The sequence below is a fragment of the Lysobacter korlensis genome, assembly GCF_042434515.1.
In genome coordinates, this window is the sequence record NZ_JBHLTG010000003.1 from 114,986 (window position 1) to 136,253 (window position 21,268).

12 protein-coding genes and 2 tRNA genes are annotated in these 21,268 nt (G+C 66.3%); 11 read left to right on the top strand and 3 right to left on the bottom strand.

Annotated elements, in window-relative coordinates; genetic code table 11:
- The first annotated feature begins 45 nt into the window (after positions 1–45).
- The gene (gene ppnN, locus ACFFGH_RS13705; RefSeq protein ID WP_386669158.1) at positions 46–1,464 is read left to right on the top strand and encodes a nucleotide 5'-monophosphate nucleosidase PpnN; all 1,419 of its coding nucleotides are present in this window, start codon (positions 46–48) and stop codon (positions 1,462–1,464) included.
- Here ppnN and ACFFGH_RS13710 read toward each other — a convergent pair.
- Positions 1,438–2,430, bottom strand: coding sequence for a sensor histidine kinase (locus tag ACFFGH_RS13710; RefSeq protein ID WP_386669160.1), 993 nt, complete (start codon positions 2,428–2,430; stop codon positions 1,438–1,440). The genes ppnN and ACFFGH_RS13710 overlap by 27 nt on opposite strands.
- 205 nt (positions 2,431–2,635) lie before the next feature.
- Complete coding sequence (locus tag ACFFGH_RS13715; protein ID WP_386669162.1) at positions 2,636–3,055, bottom strand: type IV pilin protein; 420 nt, start codon at positions 3,053–3,055, stop codon at positions 2,636–2,638.
- 165 nt (positions 3,056–3,220) lie between these two features.
- Here ACFFGH_RS13715 and ACFFGH_RS13720 point away from each other — a divergent pair, with 165 nt between their 5' ends.
- From ACFFGH_RS13720 to ACFFGH_RS13740, 5 genes are all read left to right on the top strand, one after another.
- Entirely contained in the window at positions 3,221–3,805 is a 585-nt protein-coding gene (locus tag ACFFGH_RS13720; protein WP_386669164.1) for a GspH/FimT family pseudopilin, read from the top strand.
- A 17-nt stretch (positions 3,806–3,822) separates the two neighbouring features.
- Entirely contained in the window at positions 3,823–4,380 is a 558-nt protein-coding gene (locus ACFFGH_RS13725; RefSeq protein ID WP_386669166.1) for a PilW family protein, read from the top strand.
- 11 nt (positions 4,381–4,391) lie between these two features.
- Positions 4,392–6,116: a hypothetical protein gene (locus ACFFGH_RS13730; RefSeq protein ID WP_386669167.1), complete on the top strand. Its 1,725-nt coding sequence runs from the start codon at positions 4,392–4,394 to the stop codon at positions 6,114–6,116.
- Between the two features lie 14 nt (positions 6,117–6,130).
- Positions 6,131–8,545 carry a type IV pilus modification PilV family protein gene (locus ACFFGH_RS13735; RefSeq protein ID WP_386669169.1) on the top strand — a complete coding sequence of 805 codons (2,415 nt, stop codon included), beginning with the start codon at positions 6,131–6,133 and terminating at the stop codon, positions 8,543–8,545.
- 54 nt (positions 8,546–8,599) lie between these two features.
- Positions 8,600–8,676 (top strand) — tRNA-Asn (locus tag ACFFGH_RS13740).
- A 187-nt stretch (positions 8,677–8,863) separates the two neighbouring features.
- Here the strand turns inward: ACFFGH_RS13740 and ACFFGH_RS13745 are convergent.
- Positions 8,864–9,397, bottom strand: a complete 534-nt coding sequence (locus ACFFGH_RS13745) for a GspH/FimT family protein (RefSeq protein ID WP_386669171.1) — start codon at positions 9,395–9,397, stop codon at positions 8,864–8,866.
- Between the two features lie 135 nt (positions 9,398–9,532).
- Between ACFFGH_RS13745 and uvrB the strand changes: the two genes are divergently transcribed.
- The 5 genes from uvrB (at position 9,533) to recD (ending at position 21,120) form a co-directional block, all read left to right on the top strand.
- Positions 9,533–11,614 carry an excinuclease ABC subunit UvrB gene (gene uvrB, locus ACFFGH_RS13750; protein ID WP_386669173.1) on the top strand — a complete coding sequence of 694 codons (2,082 nt, stop codon included), beginning with the start codon at positions 9,533–9,535 and terminating at the stop codon, positions 11,612–11,614.
- 189 nt (positions 11,615–11,803) lie between these two features.
- Positions 11,804–11,878: transfer RNA gene (locus ACFFGH_RS13755), tRNA-Val, on the top strand.
- Between the two features lie 226 nt (positions 11,879–12,104).
- Positions 12,105–15,602 (top strand): exodeoxyribonuclease V subunit gamma, encoded by a 3,498-nt coding sequence (gene recC, locus ACFFGH_RS13760; RefSeq protein ID WP_386669175.1) that lies wholly within the window; start codon positions 12,105–12,107, stop codon positions 15,600–15,602.
- Positions 15,599–19,237, top strand: coding sequence for a UvrD-helicase domain-containing protein (locus ACFFGH_RS13765; RefSeq protein ID WP_386669176.1), 3,639 nt, complete (start codon positions 15,599–15,601; stop codon positions 19,235–19,237). The genes recC and ACFFGH_RS13765 overlap by 4 nt, the downstream gene beginning before the upstream one ends.
- On the top strand, positions 19,234–21,120 hold the full coding sequence (gene recD, locus ACFFGH_RS13770) for an exodeoxyribonuclease V subunit alpha (protein WP_386669178.1): 1,887 nt from the start codon (positions 19,234–19,236) through the stop codon (positions 21,118–21,120). Before ACFFGH_RS13765 ends, recD begins: the two co-directional genes overlap by 4 nt.
- Positions 21,121–21,268: the final 148 nt, after the last annotated feature.

Here is a 21,268-nt window from a genome sequence, read left to right on the forward strand (position 1 = left end):
GCTGCGCTAGAGTCGGAAGACTCAGACGAACAAGCCAGTACGAGAATGACCGCAACGATTGAATCCCGACTCCCCACCGTCAACGCCCGCATCTATCCGCGTGGCGGACTGGACGTGCTCTCGCGCACTGAGGTCGCGCGCCTGCGCGATGCGTCAGCCGGCGGTATGCACGAACTCCTGCGACGCTGCGCGCTCGCGGTGCTGACCAGCGGCAGCGCATCGGACGACCCGCGCGCGGCGCGTGAGCTCTATCCCAATTTCGACATTCAGGTGCTGCAACATGACCGCGGGCTGCTGATCGACCTGGTCGAAGCGCCGGCAATGGCGTTCGTTGATGGCGAGATCATCCGTGGTGTCGCCGAGCTGCTGTTCGCGGTGGTCCGCGATCTCGCGTACACGGCGATCGAGGTGGTCGACGAGACCTGCCTGCCGGACCTTGAGCCGAGCGCTGCGATTACCGACGCCGTCTTCGGCCTGCTGCGCAACGCGCGCATCCTTCAGCCGAGCGAGCCGAATCTCGTTGTCTGCTGGGGCGGGCACTCGATCAACCGCGACGAGTACATGTACACGAAGGAGGTCGGCTATGAGCTCGGCCTGCGTGGGCTGGACATCTGCACCGGCTGCGGCCCGGGTGCGATGAAGGGCCCGATGAAGGGCGCGACGATCGCACATGCGAAGCAGCGCAAGCGCAGCATGCGCTACATCGGCATCACCGAGCCGGGCATCATCGCCGCCGAATCGCCGAACCCGATCGTCAACCATCTCGTGATCATGCCGGACATCGAAAAGCGCCTTGAGGCGTTTGTCCGCATCAGCCACGGCATCATCGTGTTTCCGGGCGGCGTCGGCACCGCCGAGGAAATCCTGTACCTGCTGGGCCTGCTGCTGCAGGAAGAGAACAAGGATCTGCCGTTCCCGCTGATCCTGACCGGTCCGACCGCATCGGCACCGTACTTCGAGCAGATCGACCGGTTCCTGCGCCTGACGCTGGGCGAAGCCGCGACGTCGCGCTACGAGATCATCGTGGGCGACCCGGCCGCCGTGGCGCGCCGCATGACTGCCGGCATCCGCAAGGTGCGCGAGCACCGGATCGTCCAGAAGGATTCGTTCTACTTCAACTGGTCGGTGAAGATCCCGCTGGCGTTCCAACAGCCCTTCATTCCGACCCACGAGGCGATGGCGGCCCTCGATCTGCATCACGGGCGCCCGCCGCATGAACTGGCGGCCGACCTGCGCCGTGCGTTCTCGGGCATCGTCGCGGGCAACGTCAAGGAAGACGGCATCCGCCGTATCGAGGAGTTCGGCCCGTTCCTGATCCATGGCGATCCGGACATGATGGAGTCACTAGATGCGCTGCTGCGCGCGTTCGTCGAGCAGCACCGCATGAAGATCGCGGGCGACTACCGGCCCTGCTATCGCGTCGTTACCGATCGCACGCTAGACGCGGCGGCGCCGGTCGCTTGACACCAGATCGCGTGGCAGCCGCACCGTTGCCACCCAATGTTCCCCCTGACGACCGGTCTGGACGCTACCGCGTCCGCCGGTCAGTGCCTCGATGCGGGCCTGCGAGGCGTTCAAGCCGACCTGGTGACTGACGGGCTGCTTCTGGTCCGACAACACCAGCGGGTTGCTGATTCGGACGACCACGTGCTCCGCCGTGGTTGTCAGCGTGATCTCGACGCGACCGCCATGAGACACGCGCTCAACACCGTGCCGGATCGCGTTCTCGACCAGCGGCTGGATCGAGAGAGACGGCACCTGCACATTCGGAATCGTCGCCGGCAGTTGCCATTCCACGCGCAGCCGCTCGCCGAAGCGCAGCGATTCGATTTCGAGGTACCGGCGCACGAGTGACAATTCCTCCTCCAGCGAAATCTCGCGCGGGCCGGCGAGTGCGGCGCGGAAGAGGTCTGCGAGGTCGAGCAGCAGGCGCTCCGCTTCTTCCGGCCGCTGGTGAACCAACGCCGCCCCCGTGTTGAGCGTGTTGAATAGGAAGTGCGGCCGAATACGCGCTTGGAGCGACTCTAGTTCGGCTTGCTTCGCGCGCACGGCGAGTTGGCGGGCTGTCCAATGGTTTCGGAACGCCGCAATGCCGAGGACACTAACGGCCGCAGCGATGCCGAGAAGGCGAAGTAAAACCGGTAGCAGTCTTTCGTTCGCGACCGGCCAGATACCCTGCATCAGTAGCCATGCCATCGTTCCGACTAGCCCGGTCGAGATGAACAGCAAAAACACCGCAAGGTATGCAACCTGGTGCGCCGGACGCACCGCGAGAACTCTACGGCCTAGGTACAGCCCGCCCAACGTTAGGCCGGCAATCCATTGAATGACCAGTAGCGAGAGCCCGAAGTAGATGAACCGGTTCGCGTTGATGCCGGGAGCCAGAGCTAACGCCGCCGCAATGGCGCAGCCAGTCACGGCAATCCACATGATCGCGGTCGGCCGCCATAGCGCGTCCAAGGGATACGCAGGCGAGGGACTATCACGTCGCACGCGACGGAGCCTTCGCGTCACAGTCCTAGCCCCGTGAGCGGGCCACACCGCGACCGCTGTAACGACCTGCGACAAGGCTTGCAAAAGCTCGGCCCGGAAACGCGGCGGTCGATCCAGTTCCGGTTGGCACGTCCGAATGGAGTCAGTTGCAGGACGCCGTAGCCCAGGACGGCTTGCCGGCCGCCTTGGTTAGAGTGAGGACGCCGCACCGATCGCCAGCTTGCGCAGAGCCTGTTCGCGGAGTCGCCGTAATCACGTAGTTGGTTGCCGTCGCCGTCGCCGCTGGAACGTCCAGCTGGTAAAACGGCGAAGCAGCCGCTGAGGGCGCGGCGGGATACACCCCAGAACCGCAGGGCGCCGGGGCGCACGGAGCATAGGACGGGTTCTCCGCGCGCCAACGCTCCAAGCCGAGCTGCATTTCTCCCACGAAGCGTGCTGCCTCGGAGCGCCTCCCCTTCCTGACGTACTCGTTATATGACGGAAGGGCGATGGCCGCCAAGATCGCAATGACGGCTACTGTGATCATGAGCTCAATAAGGGTGAAGCCGCGCTGCTTCTTCATGTCGGTCCCAGGAATCGACTGTGGCAAGGATGGTAGCACCAGCTTCCGGGCGTTCTAGTCGGGCTTCGCGGCGCTTGTCGCCTGAAAGCGGCCGCCCGTCCGTAATCCGTTGTCTAGACCTGGCAGTAAACCTAAAGTCCGCGCATTACAGGAGCGGGGCATCGCGTGAACACCTCTCTACGACCCGGCGCGACCGGTTTCACTCTGATCGAGCTTATGGTCACGATTTCTGTGCTCGCAATTCTCGCCGCCATCGCGGGGCCCTCGTTCAGGGATTTTTTCGACAGGTATCGATTGCGCGGAGCAGCAAACGAAGTGATCAGCATGGTGTCGCTAGCGCGCGCCGAGGCCGTTAAAAGTGGTCGTAGTGTTCGTGTTGACTTCGGCGGCACTACCTCTGCGTGGTGCGTAGCCGCGTCGCCCGCGGTCGCGCCGAGTGCTGGCGCCCCCATCGGCGCCGCCGCCGACTGCGACTGTGCGAGCAACACCTGCAATGCGATGGGCGACGGCCAGGTGCTGGCGGTCGCGGCGAGCGGCCATCCGGGCGTGACTGCGACAGCAACGACGGTAGCGGCAAACTTCAGTTTCGACAGCCGTCTGGGGCTGGTCGTCCCGCTCGCGAATCACGCGGCGACCTTCAACTCGCCTACCGGGAAATACGCGCTTCAGGTGGCGGTAAACCCGCTTGGCCAAGCGAGCCTGTGCACGCCCAGCAATAAGCCGCAGATCCCGGGAGTCGTGTCTTGCTGAGCCACAGGAGCAACGGCATGCGCCGCAACGCGGGCTTCACGCTCATCGAAATGATGGTTGCGATGGCTATCGGACTGATTGTCATCGGCGCGGTCACAGGCCTCGTGCTGTCGATCATCCGCTCCAACAATGAGACCATCCAAGCGACTCGGCTCACGCAGGAATTGCGAGCCACCGCAGCGGTCATAATGGGTGACATCAAGCGCGCCGGCGGAGTAGTCGACCCGCTGACAGCGGCGACGGCGAACGCCGGTAAACCGCTGAATCCCTTCGCGACGATTTCGTCAACCGCAGGTTGCCTTCGATACGCGTACGCAAACGGCGCGGGGGGTGAATTCCACGCGATAAGCGTGCGGGACGGAGCCGTATTCCTGGATGCCGCCCCAACAGCTGCGGACGCAACCTGTGACGGCGGTACGCGCTTGAGTTCGTCCTTTGTCACGATTAACACGCTGACGTTTGCGCGCACCGGTCGTCGGATCGAAGTTGTGATGCAAGGCTCGCTCACAAGCCATCCGACGATTCGTAGGACCTTTTCCCAAATGGTCTTCGTCCGCTCTGTGGCTGGAAGCTAACGAACCGAGATATGTACACAATGACCATAAGTCCGAAAGCCGCGACGCAGCGTGGCGCAGCGCTGCTCGTGGGTGTGCTGCTGTTACTTCTCGCCAGTGTGATCACACTTCTTGCCCTGCGGGTTGGCGCGTTCGAAGCACGAAGCACTGGCAACGACATCCGAGCCAAACTCGTTAACGAGGTGGCGGAAGCAGGGCTTGCGCAGGGTTTCGAGTACCTCATGCGTCAACAGCCGGCGTTGATGGAGGACGATACCGCGTGGGTCGCTTGCGGCGCGACGGAGGTCGCGTTTCCATGCGGCGCAGTGACAGCGCAAACGTATGACCACGACGCCGATCCGGCGACCCCAGCGGTGTCGCGGCGCTCGACGATGTACCGCTTGGCCAACTCAGGGCACGCCGATGCGAATTTTCCCGATGAAATGAACGGGGCGATGCTCACACTGCCAAACAAGCTCACAGTCGCAGGCGCGGTCGGGTTTCCAGTGGCGTACGGCGTGGCTCCCGTTCTTTGTTACGTCGCCAACCGCAAGCTTGGAGAAAGCGCCAGCAGTCCGATCCGGTGCACCACGGGACCGGACGTCGCATCGTCCCGCCGAATCGCCACATTCGTGAGCGTCGCGCAAATGCCGGGTGAATCGGCTCGAACAACGCTGACGCAGACCGTCGGGCGATTCGCGCTTGTCGACAATCCGATCGGCAAACCACCGATTATTTCGTCGGGCTCGGTCAACGTCACGGGCGGGCTGCAGGTAGTTACGAACCCGAACGGCGGAGGCAATGGCGTTCCGGTTTCGGTGTGGACGCGAAAGAACGTCGACAAAACAGGCACACCTAACACTTGCTACGCGGACGAGTTCTTCCGCTATGGCGCGAAAAACAATGCGCCTCCGACGCTGCTCGGCAATACGATCGTGTGCGACACCTGCCAGTGCACAAACGACAGGACACTCTCATTCGATAAGTCCGGTAATGCCATTGATGAGGGCATGGACATTCTTGATGTCGAGGGTACTTCTGCCGACCGGGGGGTCGGGACGAACTACAACGTGCGGAGCGATGCGTTGTCATACCCGGTCTGCGAGTTTCCGCCCGACGTTTTCGCCCATATTTTTGGAGTTGCCGCCTGGGAAGATATGGATGCGGACTGCTTTGCAGAAAAGAAGGTCATGGCCCAGTTCATCAACCCCAACACGGGTGTTGAGGTGACGATTGGCGCAGATGAAGCATTTCTATACGCGAACGCCGCTGCCATCGTTAACCCAACCGCGGCAGGACTGCCTCTGCGCGCCCCAGAGCAAGTTCCATCGGCTGCGTATCCTTCATCCACGCTCTCCGGGCTGATCTGGTGCCAGTCGAATTGCGATATCGGATCCAATACCCAACTGGGCACGCCGACACAGCCCGTGATCGTCGTTATTGACGGCACGGCTCGAATTCAGGGGCGCGTGTTCGGTATGGTCTTTATCCGTAGCCTGACCGGCGGAACGCTGACGCCGGCGGCGGGCTACACGATGACGTCGGCAGAGGTAGCCACCGGCGGCGGCGCGACACTCGACATGAACGCGGGTGCAGTTGTGTACGGGGCGCTGGTGGTGCATGGAAAGGTAGACAAGGCCAACGGCACAGCCGCCGTCGTGTTCGACGGGAAGGTCCTCGGTGCTCTTGGCGACAACCCCAACAACAATCGCTACGCCACGCTCCCCGGGGCGTGGAATGACAGCGTCTCGTACTGAGCCGGAGATTGGCGATGAAACGTAGTATCCGTTCGCGCAGGTCTTCTTCGGGCTTCGGCCTGATCGAGGTGATGATTGCCGTCGTTGTGCTGGCAACTGGCCTGCTCGCGCTCGCTGCCCTTCAGGGCAGTCTCGCGCGAGCCTCCGGTGAGGCAAAGACGCGCGGGCGGGTTGCGGCGCTGCTCACGACGCGGATGGAGCAGCTGCGGGCCAATCAGTACGCGAGTGCGGCCACCATTGCGGCGGACGGCTGCGGTACGGATCTCGGTGCGGGCGTGGACTGGGTGCCGGCGAGTTTCTGCACCGAGGCTGGGTTAGGATCGGTCACGACGACTCAGCAGGTCACACTTTTCTCCAGCGCGCTGGGTGCCTCCTCGTTCACGGCGAATCGCGTCCCGGTAATTGCGGGTGAGCCCGAATTCAAGCGCGTGACGTTGACCGCGACATGGACTGACGCTTCGGGGGAGTCGCACACGCTCGCAATGACCTCCGAATTGAGTGCGCTTGCACTCCGCGACGCGTTGCTGCCGCCGCCACCCAGCTCGGGAACGCCGACTGGCAAGGCTCTAGTGCGCACCGACAGCCCGGTCACCGCTGGCGTGGTTCCCATTGCGACAGGTGGGGACAACGCGACTGCGGCGTCCAATCCACGCCCCGAGATCATCGGTGCCAGGAACAATCAGGCGGTCGTCGGCACGAAGTTTGAGGTAATCACGTATCAGGGGCTTACGGGCGCGGCCGTTATCCAGCGGCGCGTCGAGACGCAGGCGATCAAGTGCTCGTGCAAGTATGGCGCAGGGGGCTCGAATCTGCCTGCGATCTACCAGACCGCGCAATGGCCGGCGATCTGGACCGGCGAGCGCTACGACGTCTTTGCGCCTCGGACGCCTGCGGATGCGCCGGGCGAGTCGCTTGCCTCGGGTCCGGTCGCCAATGCCGAGCAGAGCGACCTGTGCCAGGAATGCTGCCGCGATCACCATGACACTGCGGCGACGGACGTTCCCAAGTTCGATCCCGAGCGTGCTCGAATTGGTCAGGCACACAGCCACTACAGTGTCGGTAATCAGGGTGCGCTGGTTGTGGTTCCCAATACGCAGACGTCGGAGTACGTCGAAGCTTGCCGGCTAATTCGCGTCGACGGCTTCTGGCGTACGGCTGCGGATATGTATTCACGCCACACGGGCTTGCTCGCCACCGAGACGGTGGGTGGAACACCTGCCAAGACGGGTGTGCCCAGCGCGACCTCGGCGTCTGCCTATCAGGTATTCGTAAAGGATTACCTGTCGGGTTATAACGGCACGGTAGCGACCGCTCCGGGCAATGCTGATGCCCTTTTTGCCGAGGCGGCGCGACAGCTGAACGAGCCAGCGTCGATCTCCATCGCACGGCCGAGTCCGAAAGATGAGCGATACCTGCACGCGCGGGGCCTCTATGTCGACTATCTGGAAAAGGCGGCACGAGCCAAGATCGCGGCAGCACGGAGCAAGTGTCCGGAGGGGACACCGGTGACGGAGTGCGTGCTTCCCTTCCTGCCTTTCACGACAATCAACGTAACCGAGCTTGGATCCTGGGAGCCGCAAGCAGCTGACACGACAGTGTCCAGTGACTCGATCGAGGTGTCGTCCGGTAGCAGTCTGATATTCGTTCCCGAGCAGCCGACGCGCGGCCGGACGAATGCAGTCGCAAGTGCCGTTAATGGCGCCGTAGGATTCGCGGCTATTGAAATCAGCCCATCCAACGCAGGCATTGCGGTTTACTCCGGCGTAGACCCGGACGACGAAGTGGTCAGTTCCGACCGTCAGGAATTCGTTGTAAGCGCTCCGGCGACGCCCGTTGTCGGCAAGCCCTTCACGGTTCAGTTGAACGGCACCACCACGGCTCTGTTGCAGATCACGGACGACAACACAACAAATGATCCAGCCGTCGGCTGGTCCGTGCCTTCGGCGCCGGCGCCTAGTGCCGGTAACTGCGGCGCGACGATCAAGACGACGAACCCCCGCAAGGATACGAACCCCAACCCCTATGTATGTAACACGACGTCACCGCTGGGAGTTGCGGGAACCGTGCTTGTCAGCAATTACGGGCGTGAGTACACGGTCTCAACAACATTGTCTTCGTCAATCTGTACGTTCAATGGCGTAGCCCAGCCCGCGACCGGCACTGTCGCTGTGCCGACATTCGCCAACCTCAGGGTCAGTAGCGCGACCGTCAATGGGGTCGCCGGGTCGTTCCCGGCAGCAGGCACTCCTTCTGCCAAGCGGTCGGAGTCGACCGAGGTTAGCTTTGCGTCGATACCGGCTAATGCGCAGGTGGTGATCGGGTTCACCCTGGAGAGCACGCTCTCTGCCCAGATCGCCGCGTGTACAACGAACAACGCGGGTAATGCGATCACGGTGACGGCGTGGACCAAGCCATGGGACGCGCCCTGACGAAGCAGTGGGTGGTTGACGGTTTCGAGGCGGGGCCGCATCATATGCGGCGCCGCCCGAATAGCTCAGCCGGTTAGAGCACTTGACTGTTAATCAGGGGGTCGTTGGTTCGAGTCCAACTTCGGGCGCCAGTTTTGACAGAAGGCCTGCCATTCGGCAGGCCTTCTTGTTTAGGCCCCGCTTCGCGCTGAGGAGCCCGGTGCCGGGTGCTGGTTCGGCGCCGTCGAAGTGGCTGGTCTAGCGCCAAAATCGGTGCGCGGTTACTCAGGCCCTCGGTCGCCCCGAAATGGCTCGCGGAGCCGGTTTGCCTGTAGCAGACTAGGCCTCGCAAGCGGCCGCGGATAATGCGGTCGCGGGCGCCGCCCGGATTCGCCCTGCGTTGGACATGACCAGAGCAGTCGCTTCGATCGCGCGGTCGGCATGGCAGAATGTGAACGTGACGTTCGAGCCAGCGTTGCCGCCGTTCGGCTGGAAAACGATGCGGCGCCGGCCCGATGTCGAGCGCAGTCTGATTCCACCTTCAAGTGCCGCTTCGCTGTGAACGACTTTCTCGGTTGTCTCACGAGTGCGATTGCCGTCCGTGTCGACGAACGCGATCCACCCCGACGTCCAGTCCCACGTGTCGGCGCATCCTCCGGTCGGGCTGGAAGGGCAGGCCACGACCTCCACGCCGGCGAGAGCCGAGTATCTGACGCTGTCCAGCACCGTCGAAGTCAGTGCAGCCCGGGCGGCGCTGGCTCGACCCTTGGCCATTGCGGCGTTCCAGGCGGGAAGCGCGATCGTTAGCAGCACTGCGCTCACTGCAAGCACCGCCAGCAGTTCGAGCAGCGTGAAACCCTTTTGTGAGTTCATGTAGTGCCCCGTTCCAGAAGGCGCTAATGCTCGACTGAGCGCTCGCTAATCGGCATCGGCCCGGCCGCCATCGCCGGGTAGGAAAATGCCGCATGCGACCCTATGTTGGACGCAGGCAATGATCCGGACCCGCCCATGGCGCCTCCCACACCAACACCAGCCCCGTCGCCCGGTCGGGAGCTTCCGGCCTCGGGAGCGGCCGGTCGTTTCCACCTCGTCTCCCCGTACTCGCCCGCCGGCGACCAGCCGCCGGCGATCGAGCGCCTGGTCAGCGGATTCGAGAACGGCCTGGCGCACCAGACGCTGCTGGGTGTCACCGGGTCGGGCAAGACCTACACGATCGCGAACGTGATCCAGCAGGTGCAGAAGCCCACGCTGGTGATGGCGCCGAACAAGACGCTCGCGGCGCAGCTCTACGGCGAGTTCAAGGGCTTCTTCCCGAACAATGCAGTCGAGTACTTCGTCAGCTACTACGACTACTACCAGCCCGAGGCGTACGTGCCGTCGAGCGACACGTTCATCGAGAAGGACAGCTCGGTGAACGATCACATCGAGCAGATGCGACTGTCGGCGACGAAGGCGCTGCTTGAGCGGCGCGACTGCATCATCGTCTGCACGGTATCGGCGATCTACGGCCTCGGTGATCCGAACGAATACCATCGCATGGTGATGCACATGGTGCGCGGCGAGCGCATCGACCAGCGCGAGCTGATCCGCCGGCTGACAGAGATGCAGTATTCGCGAAACGACACGGAACTGCGGCGGGGCACGTATCGCGTCCGCGGCGAAGTCATCGACGTGCATCCGGCCGAGAGCGACGCCGAGGCGCTGCGGATCGAGCTGTTCGATGGCGAGATCGAGCAGCTTTCGGCATTCGATCCCCTGACGGGCGAGGTGTTGCGCAAGCTGCCGCGCTATACGGTGTATCCGAAGTCGCATTACGTGAGCACGCGCCGCACGGTGCTCGAGGCGGTCGAGACCATCAAGGTCGAGCTGCGCGAGCGGCTGGAGCAGCTGTATGCGCAGAACAAGCTGGTCGAGGCGCAGCGGCTCCAGCAGCGCACGCAGTTCGACCTGGAGATGCTGGCCGAGGTGGGCTTCTGCAACGGTGTGGAGAACTACTCGCGTCACCTGACCGGGCAGATGCCCGGCGAGCCGCCGCCGTGCCTGTTCGATTACCTGCCGCCGGATGCGCTGCTGGTCTGCGACGAGTCGCACGTGACCGTTCCGCAGGTCGGCGCGATGTTCAAGGGCGACCGTTCCCGCAAGGAAACGCTGGTGGAGTTCGGTTTCCGCCTGCCGTCGGCGCTCGACAACCGGCCGCTGCGCTTCGAGGAATGGGAGGCCCGTTCGCCGCGTGCGATTTTCGTTTCCGCGACGCCAAGCAAGTACGAACTCGAAAAGTCGCAGGGCGAAGTCGTTGAACTCGTGGTCCGGCCGACGGGCCTGATCGATCCGGAGGTCGAGATTCGACCGGTCGCGACGCAGGTCGACGACGTGCTCGGCGAAATCAACCAGCGCGTCGCGATGGGCGACCGCGTGCTGATCACGACGCTGACCAAGCGCATGGCCGAGAACCTCACCGAATACCTCGGCGAGCACGGCATCAAGGTGCGTTACCTGCACTCGGACATCGACACGGTCGAGCGCGTGGAAATCATCCGCGACCTGCGGCTGGGCAAGTTCGACGTACTGGTCGGCATCAACCTGCTGCGCGAGGGCCTGGACATGCCGGAGGTGTCGCTGGTGGCGATCCTCGATGCGGACAAGGAGGGCTTCCTGCGCTCGACCGGCTCGCTGATCCAGACGATCGGACGCGCGGCGCGCAACGTGCGCGGCAAGGCGATCCTGTACGCGGATTCAGTGACGCGCTCGATGCAGGCTGCGCTGGATGAAACAGGCAGGCGCCGGCAGAAGCAGATCGAATACAACACCGAGCACGGCATCACGCCGGTCTCGACCGTGCGCAAGCTGGTCGATGTGTTCGAAGGCGCGCGCGCCGACCCCGAGGCGATGAAGGGGAAGGGGAAGGGCAAGGGACGCCGCGTGGCCGAGCCGGAGACCGACTACGCGTCGATGACGCCGGGGCAGGTGGCCGCGCAGATCAAGGCGCTCGAGCAGAAGATGTACCAGCACGCACGCGATCTGGAGTTCGAGAAGGCGGCGGCCGTTCGGGATCAGCTGCGCAAGCTCAAGGAGGCCGGGCTGGTCAGTTGAGTGTGATCGGGGCGGCTCATGCTGTCCGTTGGCCCAGCGGGGCGGGTCGCGGCGGCATTGCCGCTGTGGCCGCGTCGAGTTTGGTTTGCGGGTCCGCGGGCAGCAGTCCGACGAGATGCAAAACCAGTTGCCGCGACCGGATCGGCGGGCTACACTGCGCGCCCCTCGCCGGGGAGTTCAGCGGCGAATGGGCGGTTAGCTCAGCGGTAGAGCACTACCTTGACATGGTAGGGGTCACAGGTTCGAACCCTGTACCGCCCACCACTTTCTCGATCCGGCATGTCAGGCCTGTACCGGACCGAACAAAGCGACATGAAAGCCGCCTCAAGCGAGGCGGCTTTTTTTTGGCCGCGCTCCGGTGACGCCGTCGAGGTGTATCACGACGTGAGATTGCGATTTCCTAGAGTCGGGCCGCCGTTGCACCGGGGACGTTCCGCTAGCATCGAAGCCGTCGGCGCGGTCTCAGGTCGCCGTGATCGGGAAGGGTGTGTTGGAAGAGTCGAGTCCAGGGCTGGTGGTGTATCGGGCGAGCCGCCTGGAGGCGCTGCTCGATCCGCTCGCGCACCTGCTTGAAACCCAACGGCCCGAGCATCCGCTCGCACCGCAGACCGTCATCGCGGCCCATCCGGGCATGAAGCACTGGCTGGTCGGCGCGTTGGCGCGCCGCCGCGGGCTGGGCGGCATTGTTGCGAACCTCGACATCGTGCTGCCCAGTACGTGGCTGGACACGCTGGCGGCGCAGGTCCTCGGCGAGCGTGCCGTCGCACTCCAGCCGTACCGACGCGAGCACCTTCGCTGGCGCATCCATGAGCTGTTGGACGGCCTCGGCTCGGACGAGGTGGGCAACTACGTACGCGGGGACGACGCTGCGCGCCGCAAGTTCCAGCTCGCGGATCGTCTGGCCCTGTTGTACTCGCGCTACCTGGTCTACCGGCCCGACTGGCTGGACGCCTGGGCACGCGGCGCCGTGCCGGCGCGCGACCCGACGCTGCGCGCGGGGTTCATCGAAGCGCTATGGCGACGCCTGCGCCGGCAGATCGGCATGCCGCACCGTGGCGAAGTGCTTGAGCGACTCGTCGATGCGGTCGCCCAGCGGCCGGAGATGGTGCGTTCCGGCGAGCCGCTGCATGTGTTCGGTATCAGCCATCTCGCACCTGCCGAGCTTGCACTGCTGAGGGCCGTCTCGCGCCTGCGCACGCTGGTGCTGTACGTTCCTGACCCCTGTCGCGAACGCTGGGCGGGCCTCGCGAGCGACCGCCACCTGCTGCGCGAGCGCGTACGCGTGGACGCATTCGCCCCCGACACCGAGGCGCTGTTCCTGGAGCAGGAGCATCCGCTGCTCGCGCAATGGGGCCGCATGGGGCAGCACTTCATGCTCTCGCTGGAAGACAGCGAGTCCGACATCGTGCACGACGTGCGGCACTGGCAGGACGAAACGGGCGCGACCCACGAGGTGGACGGCGAGCCGGCGCCAATCGACAGCCGTCTGCATCGGGTGCAGGACAGTATCCGCCGGCTCGATCCGGAGCTGCTGGCAGCGGGCGAGGCGGGCGACCCGCGCGAGGACGCGTCGCTGCGCATGCACGCCTGCCACACGCGGCTGCGCGAGCTGGAGGTGCTGCGCGATGCACTGCTGAAGCACCTGCGCGACCTGCCGGGGCTGCGCCCGGCCGACATCATCGTGATGGCGCCCGACATCCGCGCCTATATGCCGCTGCTGCCTGCGGTGTTCGGAGCGCCCGGCCACGGGGACGGCCCGCTGCCGTACCACCTCGCCGACGTGTCGGTCGCGTTCTCGCATCCGCTGTTCCAGGCATTCCGGCGACTGCTCGACCTGCCGCAGTCGCGCATGTCGGCGCCCGAGGTCATTGATCTGCTGGCGGTGCCCGAGATCGCGCGTCGCTTCGGGCTGGGGGCGGACGACCTCGAGGTGGTCGAGCAGTGGCTGCGCAACGCGCGCGTCGCCTGGGCGCTGGACCCGGCGTTCCGCCACGAGCTGGGCCTGCCGCGCATCGCCGAGCACACGTTCGCGTGGGGTGTCGACCGCATGCTGGCCGGTTACCTGGTCGGAGATGGCGACGGCGCCGACGGCATCGACCTGCCCGACGGCAGCGAGCTCGCGCCCGTCGATGGCATCCACGGACCGCAGGCCGCGGCGCTCGGCGCGCTCGACAGCCTGCTGGTCGAACTTGCGGAGATCCATGCCGATCGGGAGCGCACGATGCGTGCCTCGGCCTGGTCGCAGCGGCTCGAGAGTCGGCTGGAATCGCTGTTCCGGATCGATCCCGACGACCGCATGGCGCAGGACGCCAAGTCGCTGCTGCTGGGCTTCGTGCGCGGCCTGGCAAGCGAGCCCGCGCAGAGCGGGCTGGATCCCGAGCTGCCTTTCAGCGTCGTGCGCGAGCTGCTGCTCGAGCGCCTCGACAGCGCGCCCGAGCGCCAGCAGTTCCTGATGGGCGGCGTAACCGTGTGCGGCATGGTGCCGCAGCGGTCAATCCCGTTCCGCGTCATCGCGGTGATCGGCCTCAACGAGGGCGAGTTTCCGCGCGGCGGGGGCGAAGGTGGTCTCGACCCGATGGCGCGGCATCGCCGCCTCGGCGATCGCGACCTGCGCAGCGACGACCGCTACCTGTTTCTCGAGACGCTGATGTCCGCGCGTGATGCGCTGCACCTGAGCTATATCGGCGAGGGCGTGCGCGACGGCAAACCGCGTAACCCGGCCGCACCACTGGGCGAATTGATGGCGGCGCTCGAACGCGCGGCCGGCTTCGCGCCCGACGAGAAGGAGGCCGACGACCCCTCGGGCCCGTGGCGCCGGCCGTGGCTGGTCCGTCATCCGCTGCAGCCGTTCGATGCGCGCTATTTCAACGGTGTCGACCCCGCGCTGTTCTCGTTCCGCCGTGACTTCGCGCGGATGATCGTGCGCCCCGTGCCGGGCACCGCGCCGGAGCCGTTTTACACGCCATCGAACACGCCAACCCCTGCCCCGGTCCCGGACGGCCCGATCGCGCTGCACGAGGTGCTGTCGTACTACCGCGATCCGGCGCGGCATCTGCTCGCGAACGGTCTCAGGCTGCGGCTGGATGCGCTCGATGACGGCCGGCTCGGCGATTGCGAACCGCTCGAGGCGCGGTTCGAGGCATTCGATGGGGTGGCCCGGCGATTGTTTCTCGAAGTGCTGGCGCGCAGCGACGGCGTGCTGCCCGAGTCGCCTCCCGCCTGGCTGCGGTTGACCGGCCTGCTGCCTCCGGGACGCGTCGGCGACGCCGCATGGCGCAGCGAGCGGGAAAAGGTGCAGGTCCTGCTCGACCAGTGCCGCGAGCACCCGTTGTTCCTTGCCGGTGCGCCTGCGCATGCGCCGGTGGCAGTCGATCTCGACGCCGGGCCGTTCCGCATCCGGGGCGAACTGTCGCGCTGCTACCAGGCCACGCAGGGTGGCTGGGTGTTCGACCTGTTCCCGGGACGGCGCGAGGATGCGCTCGATTTCCGCGCTCGCATCGGCCTGTTCGTCGAGTGGGCACTGCTGCGGCTCAGCGACGGGGACGGCCGGCAGCAGGCGCGCCTTTGCGCATTGACCGCCGCGGAGGACATCCCGTGGCAGCGGTCGATCAACGATTGGGATGCGGACTTCATCGCGTGCGCGCGAGCAGGCGACCGGGCGGCATGTGACCGCCTGCTGGCGTCGCTGCGCGAACGGCTCGGCCGGCTGCTGGAATTCTGGTTGCAGGCCCAGGCCTCGCCGGTTTGGTACTTCCCGAAGACGAGCTGGGCCGCCGCCACCAACCCGGCGCGGGCGAACGACGCCTGGTCAGGCGGCTGGAACCACGTCGGCGAGCGCGACTACGGGCCCGGCTATGCGCGGCTGCTCGCAGGCGAGCGTGAGTTCCGGGTCGATACGCCCGACCACGAACTGCTGGAGCGCACCGCGCGCCAGCTTTACCGGCTGATCCATCTGTCGCTCGAGCTCGACGAGGTGGAAGTGGCATGACGCGCCTGGAAGCCCCGCCGCTGCCGATGGAGCCACGGCTGGTCGACGACTGGCGCGAGCTGCCGCTGCATGCCGGTGGGCGCAGCCTGATCGAAGCCAGTGCGGGTACCGGGAAGACCTGGACGATTTCGGTGCTGTACCTGCGGCTGCTGCTCGAAGGCGACCAGCCGTTCGGCGCGGCCAGGATCGCGGTCACCACGTTTACCGAGGCCGCCGCGCAGGAACTGCAGGAGCGCCTCAGGCAGCGGCTTGCCTGGGCCGAGCAGCTCGCCTGCCGCGCGCTGGATGGCACGTTGCCGGCGTGCGGCGACGGGCGCACTGACGAAGCTTGGCTGCATGCGCGCTGGTCGTGCGCGGCGGGCATCGATGTCGGCCGCGTACGGACCGATCTCAACCGTCTGCGGCTCGCACAGGTCGAACTCGACCTTGCGCCGATCAGCACGCTGCACGGCTTCTGCCGGCGCGTGCTCTCCGACTTTCCGTTCGAGTGCGGCAGCGCGTTCCTGCCCGACGAAATGGCCTGTTCACGCACGCTGCATGCCGAGCTCGTCCAGGACCTCTGGCGTGAGCTTGTGCAGTCGTCCGAAGCGCTGGACCCCGGTGCGCAGGCATGGCTCGAGGCCGGTCGCGATGCACTTGCCCGCGCACTCGAACAGGCGATGGCGCCGGGCGTGGCGATCCGCGCACTCGATGAAGCGGTGCTGCACGAGGTGATGCAGGCCGCTCATGCAGCGCGATTGCGTGACTTCGTCGGCGACGGCTCGCGCTTCAAGAGCGCGCGCAGCGTGCTCATGCGTGGCCTGTCGGGTTTGGCGGACTACATCGACGCCGGCGATCCGGCGGCACCGTGGCCCGCCACGATGGACAAGGACCTGCGTGCCGATCCGCAGACGCAGTTCAAACCCGCGCAGCTGCAAGCCGCGCTCGACAGTTCCGAACTCGTTTTTGCCCAGCGTGCCCTTACGGTGCTCAAGCACGCGATGGCACCGGTGAAGGCCGAGGCCTTGCAGCGCTTCCGCGACCGGCTGCATGCCAAGCGCGAGAAACACCTGCGCGAGCGTGGCCTGATGACGTTCGACGCGCAGATCCAGCGTGTGCACGCGGCGTTGCACGGCGACGGCGCTGCAGCGTTCGCGGAGCGATTGCACGAAGCCTGGCCGGTGATGCTCGTCGACGAGTTTCAGGACACCGACACGCAGCAGTTCGCGATCGTCGACCGCATCTACCGGGACCACGCAGGCGCGCCGCGCGGCCGACTGGTGATGATCGGCGACCCCAAGCAGGCGATCTACCGGTTCCGCGGTGGCGACATCCACGCGTACCTGGCGGCCCGCGCGGGCGCCGATACCTTGCTCCACCTGCAGGTCAACCATCGTTCGTCGCGTGCGCTGGTCGGCGCACTCAACGAATGGCATGCACTCGCGGGCGCGGTGCTCGGGCAGCAGGGGCGGCTCGGCATCCGTGTCGAGCCCGTGGCCGCTGCCGGCCGCGCGGACCTCAGGCCGCTGGTTGAAGATGGCGAGCCGTGCCTGCGACCGCTGGTGATCCACCTGCAGCGCGAGTGCGGATCCGCGCGCGAAGAACGCCGCATGCTGGCGCTGCGCGCGTGTGCGAACCAGATCGCCGGCATGCTTGAATCGCGCCGGCATGTCATCGGCGACGCCGGCCTGCGGCCCGGTGACATCGCGGTGCTGCTGCCACGCCATGACGACATCGTGCGCCTGCGCGCGCTGCTGCTCGAGCGTCGCGTGCCCTGCGTCGGCGCCAGCCGCGACAGCGTGTTCGCAACACCGATCGCGCGCGACCTGTTGCTGTTCCTCTACGGCATCGAACACGCAGCGAACGACGCTGCGGTGCGCGCCGCACTGGCCACACGCCTCGGCGGCGCCACCTACGATTCACTTCGCGCCCTGCGCGATGATCCGCTGCAGTGGCAGCCGATCGCGCAGCGCTTCATGGGCTGGCGGGCGAGGTGGCATTCGGGCGGTGTGCTCGCGGCGATCCGCGATGTCATCGCCGAGTGCGGGCCGCGCCTCGTCGATACCGCCGATGGCGAGCGCGCGCTGACCGACCTTCGCCATCTGGGCGAGCTGCTGCAGGACGCCAGCACCCGCATCGACGGTGTGCAGGCGCTGCTGGCGTGGTTCGCGGCGCAACGCGATGCCGAGATCGAAAGCACCGAGGCAGCCGAGGAGCAGCAGCTGCGCATCGAATCCGACGCGCGCCGCGTGCGCCTGATGACGCTGCACGCGAGCAAGGGCCTTGAGTTTCCGGTCGTGTTCCTGCCGCTGATGTGGGACCACGCGGGCCGTGATCCGAAGCTGCCGGTCGTGCCCGATCCACTCAACGGTGGGCGCGTGCTCGACCTCGGCAGCGAGGCATTCGACGAGGCGATGGATCAGGCGCGCGTGGAGGACCAGGACGAGCGTTTTCGCGTGCTGTACGTGGCGCTGACGCGCGCGCAGTACGCATGCCATCTCTATGCGCTTCCGACTGATCGGCCTGACGGAAACAGCCGCTCGCCGCTGGCCGATCCGCAGCGTTCCGCACTCGACGCGATGCTGGCGCGGCTGCAGGCCCAGCTGCCCTCCGGGGAGCGGCTGGCAGACATCGCCCACCACATCGGCTGGTCGGAAGGCTGGTCGTGGCCGATGGTTCGCTACCGCGCCGATGTCGAGGCGCGCACGCCGCGGCCGCGCGTCCTGAGCGAGCCCGCTGCGTCGCGGATGCTGTCCAAGCACAGCTTCTCGACGCTCACGCGCTCGGCCCGCATCGATCTGGTCGAAGAAGCATCAGCCACCGACGAAGTGCCGGTGCCTGCTTCGATCGAAGAGCCTGCCCGCGCTGCCCATGGCGGCGAGGCGTCCGCAGACGAGGTCGCGCATCCGGAGCTCGAAGCACTCGCGGCGGTCAGAGGCGCCGACTTCGGCAACGCGCTGCATGCCATGTTCGAGCACCGGCGCATCGGCGAGCCGATGACCGCACAGCTCGACCTGATCCGCGCGAGCCTGCTCGAAGCCGGTGTGCGCTCACGAGAACTGACGGTCGATGAGCTCGTTCCACTGCTGGCTGCGCGGGTACAGGCAACGCTGGACGCGCCTTTGCTGAGCAGCGACGCAACACTGTGCCTCGGAGTGCTGCCCGCGCGCTCGATGCGTGCCGAGATGGAGTTCCATTTCGCGATCGACGATGTCGCTGTGCGTGCTCTGCGAGAGGCATGCGCCGCCAACGGCGAGCCGGACCTCGTGCCGATGCTTGCCGCGTCGCGTCTGAACGGGCTGATGACCGGCAAGATCGACCTCGTCTTCGAGCATGAGGGCCGCTTCCACGTCCTCGACTACAAGGGCAACTGGCTCGGGGATCGCCTGTCCGCTTATGCGCCCACTGCGCTGCGTGCTGCGATGGATGACCATCACTACCGGTTCCAGGCGCTGCTCTACACCGTCGCGGTCGATCGCTACCTGCGGCAACGACTGCCGCGCTACCGGCGAAGCGATCACCTCGGCGAAGCGATCTACGTATTCGTCCGTGCCGCCGGGCTTGCACCGGGCGCGGGCGTCTGGACGCAGCGGTTCGACGATGCGCTCATAGACGCAGTCGACCGCACGCTCGGCGTCGCGAAGGAGCCGGCATGACCTCGTTCGCGTTCCGGCGCGACTCAGGCGAATTCGGCTGCGACGCATGGCGCCCGCTCGACCGCGCCGTCTACCGCTGGGTCATCACCCATCAGGGCAGTGCAGTGCTCGCCCGGACTGCGGCATGGGCCAGCCTGGCCGACGGGCAGGGCGACAGTGCGCTGCCGCTGACGGCCGAGGGCCGGCATGGTATGCCACCGCTGACGGCGCCCGAGCTGGAGCAACTGCGAGCCGAGCCGATGGTCGCCCACCATGGCGAAGGTCGAAGGGTGCCGTTCGTGCTCGACGATGCCGGCCGGTTCTACCTGCATCGCAACCATGCGAACGAATGCCGCGTCGCCGCGCTACTGCAGGTCAGGCGTTCGGACGTGGAGGCGGCGTGGGTCGACGAAGTCGATCTCGACGTGCTGTTCGGGGGCGACCGCAGCGAAGCGGTGCAGCCGCAGCGCCTAGCCGTGCGCAACGTGGTCGGCCGGCGCCTGTTCGTCCTGACCGGCGGCCCCGGCAGCGGCAAGACGACGACCGTGCTGCGCATGCTGGCGATGCTGCAAAAGCACAGCGCGACGCCGCTCGCGATGGCCGCCGCAGCGCCAACCGGCAAGGCCGCGCAGCGACTGGTCGAAGCGCTGAGGCGCGGCCGCCAGCGCCTGCTCGATGGCGAAGGTGCGCCGTTGCCGGCGGAGTGGCGCGCGGTTATCGAGAGCCTCCAGGACAGTGACGCGCTGACCTTGCACCGGCTGCTGGGCTTCGACCCGCAGCGCAACGGTTTCCGCCGCAACGCTGCGCATCCCTTGGCTGAGGACGTCATCGTCGTCGACGAGGCGTCGATGGTCGACCTGTCGATGCTGCGCGCATTACTCGAAGCCGTGCGGCCGGAAGCAACACTGATCCTGGTCGGCGACGCCGACCAGCTGACCTCGGTCGCGACCGGCTCGGTGTTGATGGACCTGGTGGGTGTGTTCGAACGGGAGGCCGGTTACGACCTCGTGCGCCTGCGGCATAGCTTCCGTGCCGAGCAGGCATTGGTTGCGGTCAACGAAGCTGTCCGGGCCGGTGACGGCGCGCGGTTTGCTGCCTCGTGCACGGCCGCGGGCGCACAGGTGCTCCGACGCCGCATCGACGACCCCGCACAACTGGCCACGCAGGTGCGCGCGTGGAGCGAACGAATCGCCAACCTCGAAGGCCTGCGCCCGGTACTGCCGGACGATGCCGATGACGCTGCGGCGCGATCGCTCGGTCTGGCCGCACTCGACGTACTGGCAGCCCAGCAACTGCTGTGTGCGTTACGCGAAGACACGTTCGGTTCGCTCGCGCTCAATCGCATCGTCGAGCGCCACCTTCGGCGCGCGTGGCGGCATGCGGAGGGAACCGAGTGGTACCCCGGCCGCGCCGTCATCGTGACCCGCAACGACCACGCGGTGCGCCTGTTCAACGGCGACGTGGGCTTGTGCCTGGCCGACGCGGCGGGCCGGCTGCAGGTCTGGTTCGAAACTGTTGACGCGAATGGTGATCGCAGCGTCCGAGGTATCGCGCCGGGCGCGTTGCCCCCGCACGAGCCCGCGTTCGCGATCACGATCCACAAGAGCCAGGGCTCGGAGTACGCGCACGTGGCCGTGGTGCTGCCCCCCGACGCGGAAAGCCGCATCCTGTCGCGCCAGCTGCTCTACACGGGTCTGTCGCGCGCGCGCCGGACGCTCGAGTTGTGGAGCAGCGATGCCGCGCTCGAGGCTGCGCTCGCAAGGCCGGCCGACCGCAGCGGCGGGCTGGCCGACCGGCTCGCCGCCGGGCGGCCTCACGAGCCGCCCGAAGATCGCGTCCATGTGCCCGGTCCGCGCAGTAGCGAGCCCGCCGCGATCCCGGTGCAGGGCGAACTTGCGCTGTAGCCGGCCCGCCGGTTGACTTGCCCCGGGCGCTCCACAACTATTGGCGTCCACTGCGGCAGCGGCCGCGGCTTTGACCGAAGGTGGCCCGCGCCGACGCGCCGGCCGAGCGTGCGACATGAGCACTACCGCCTCCCATCGCTGACCTTCC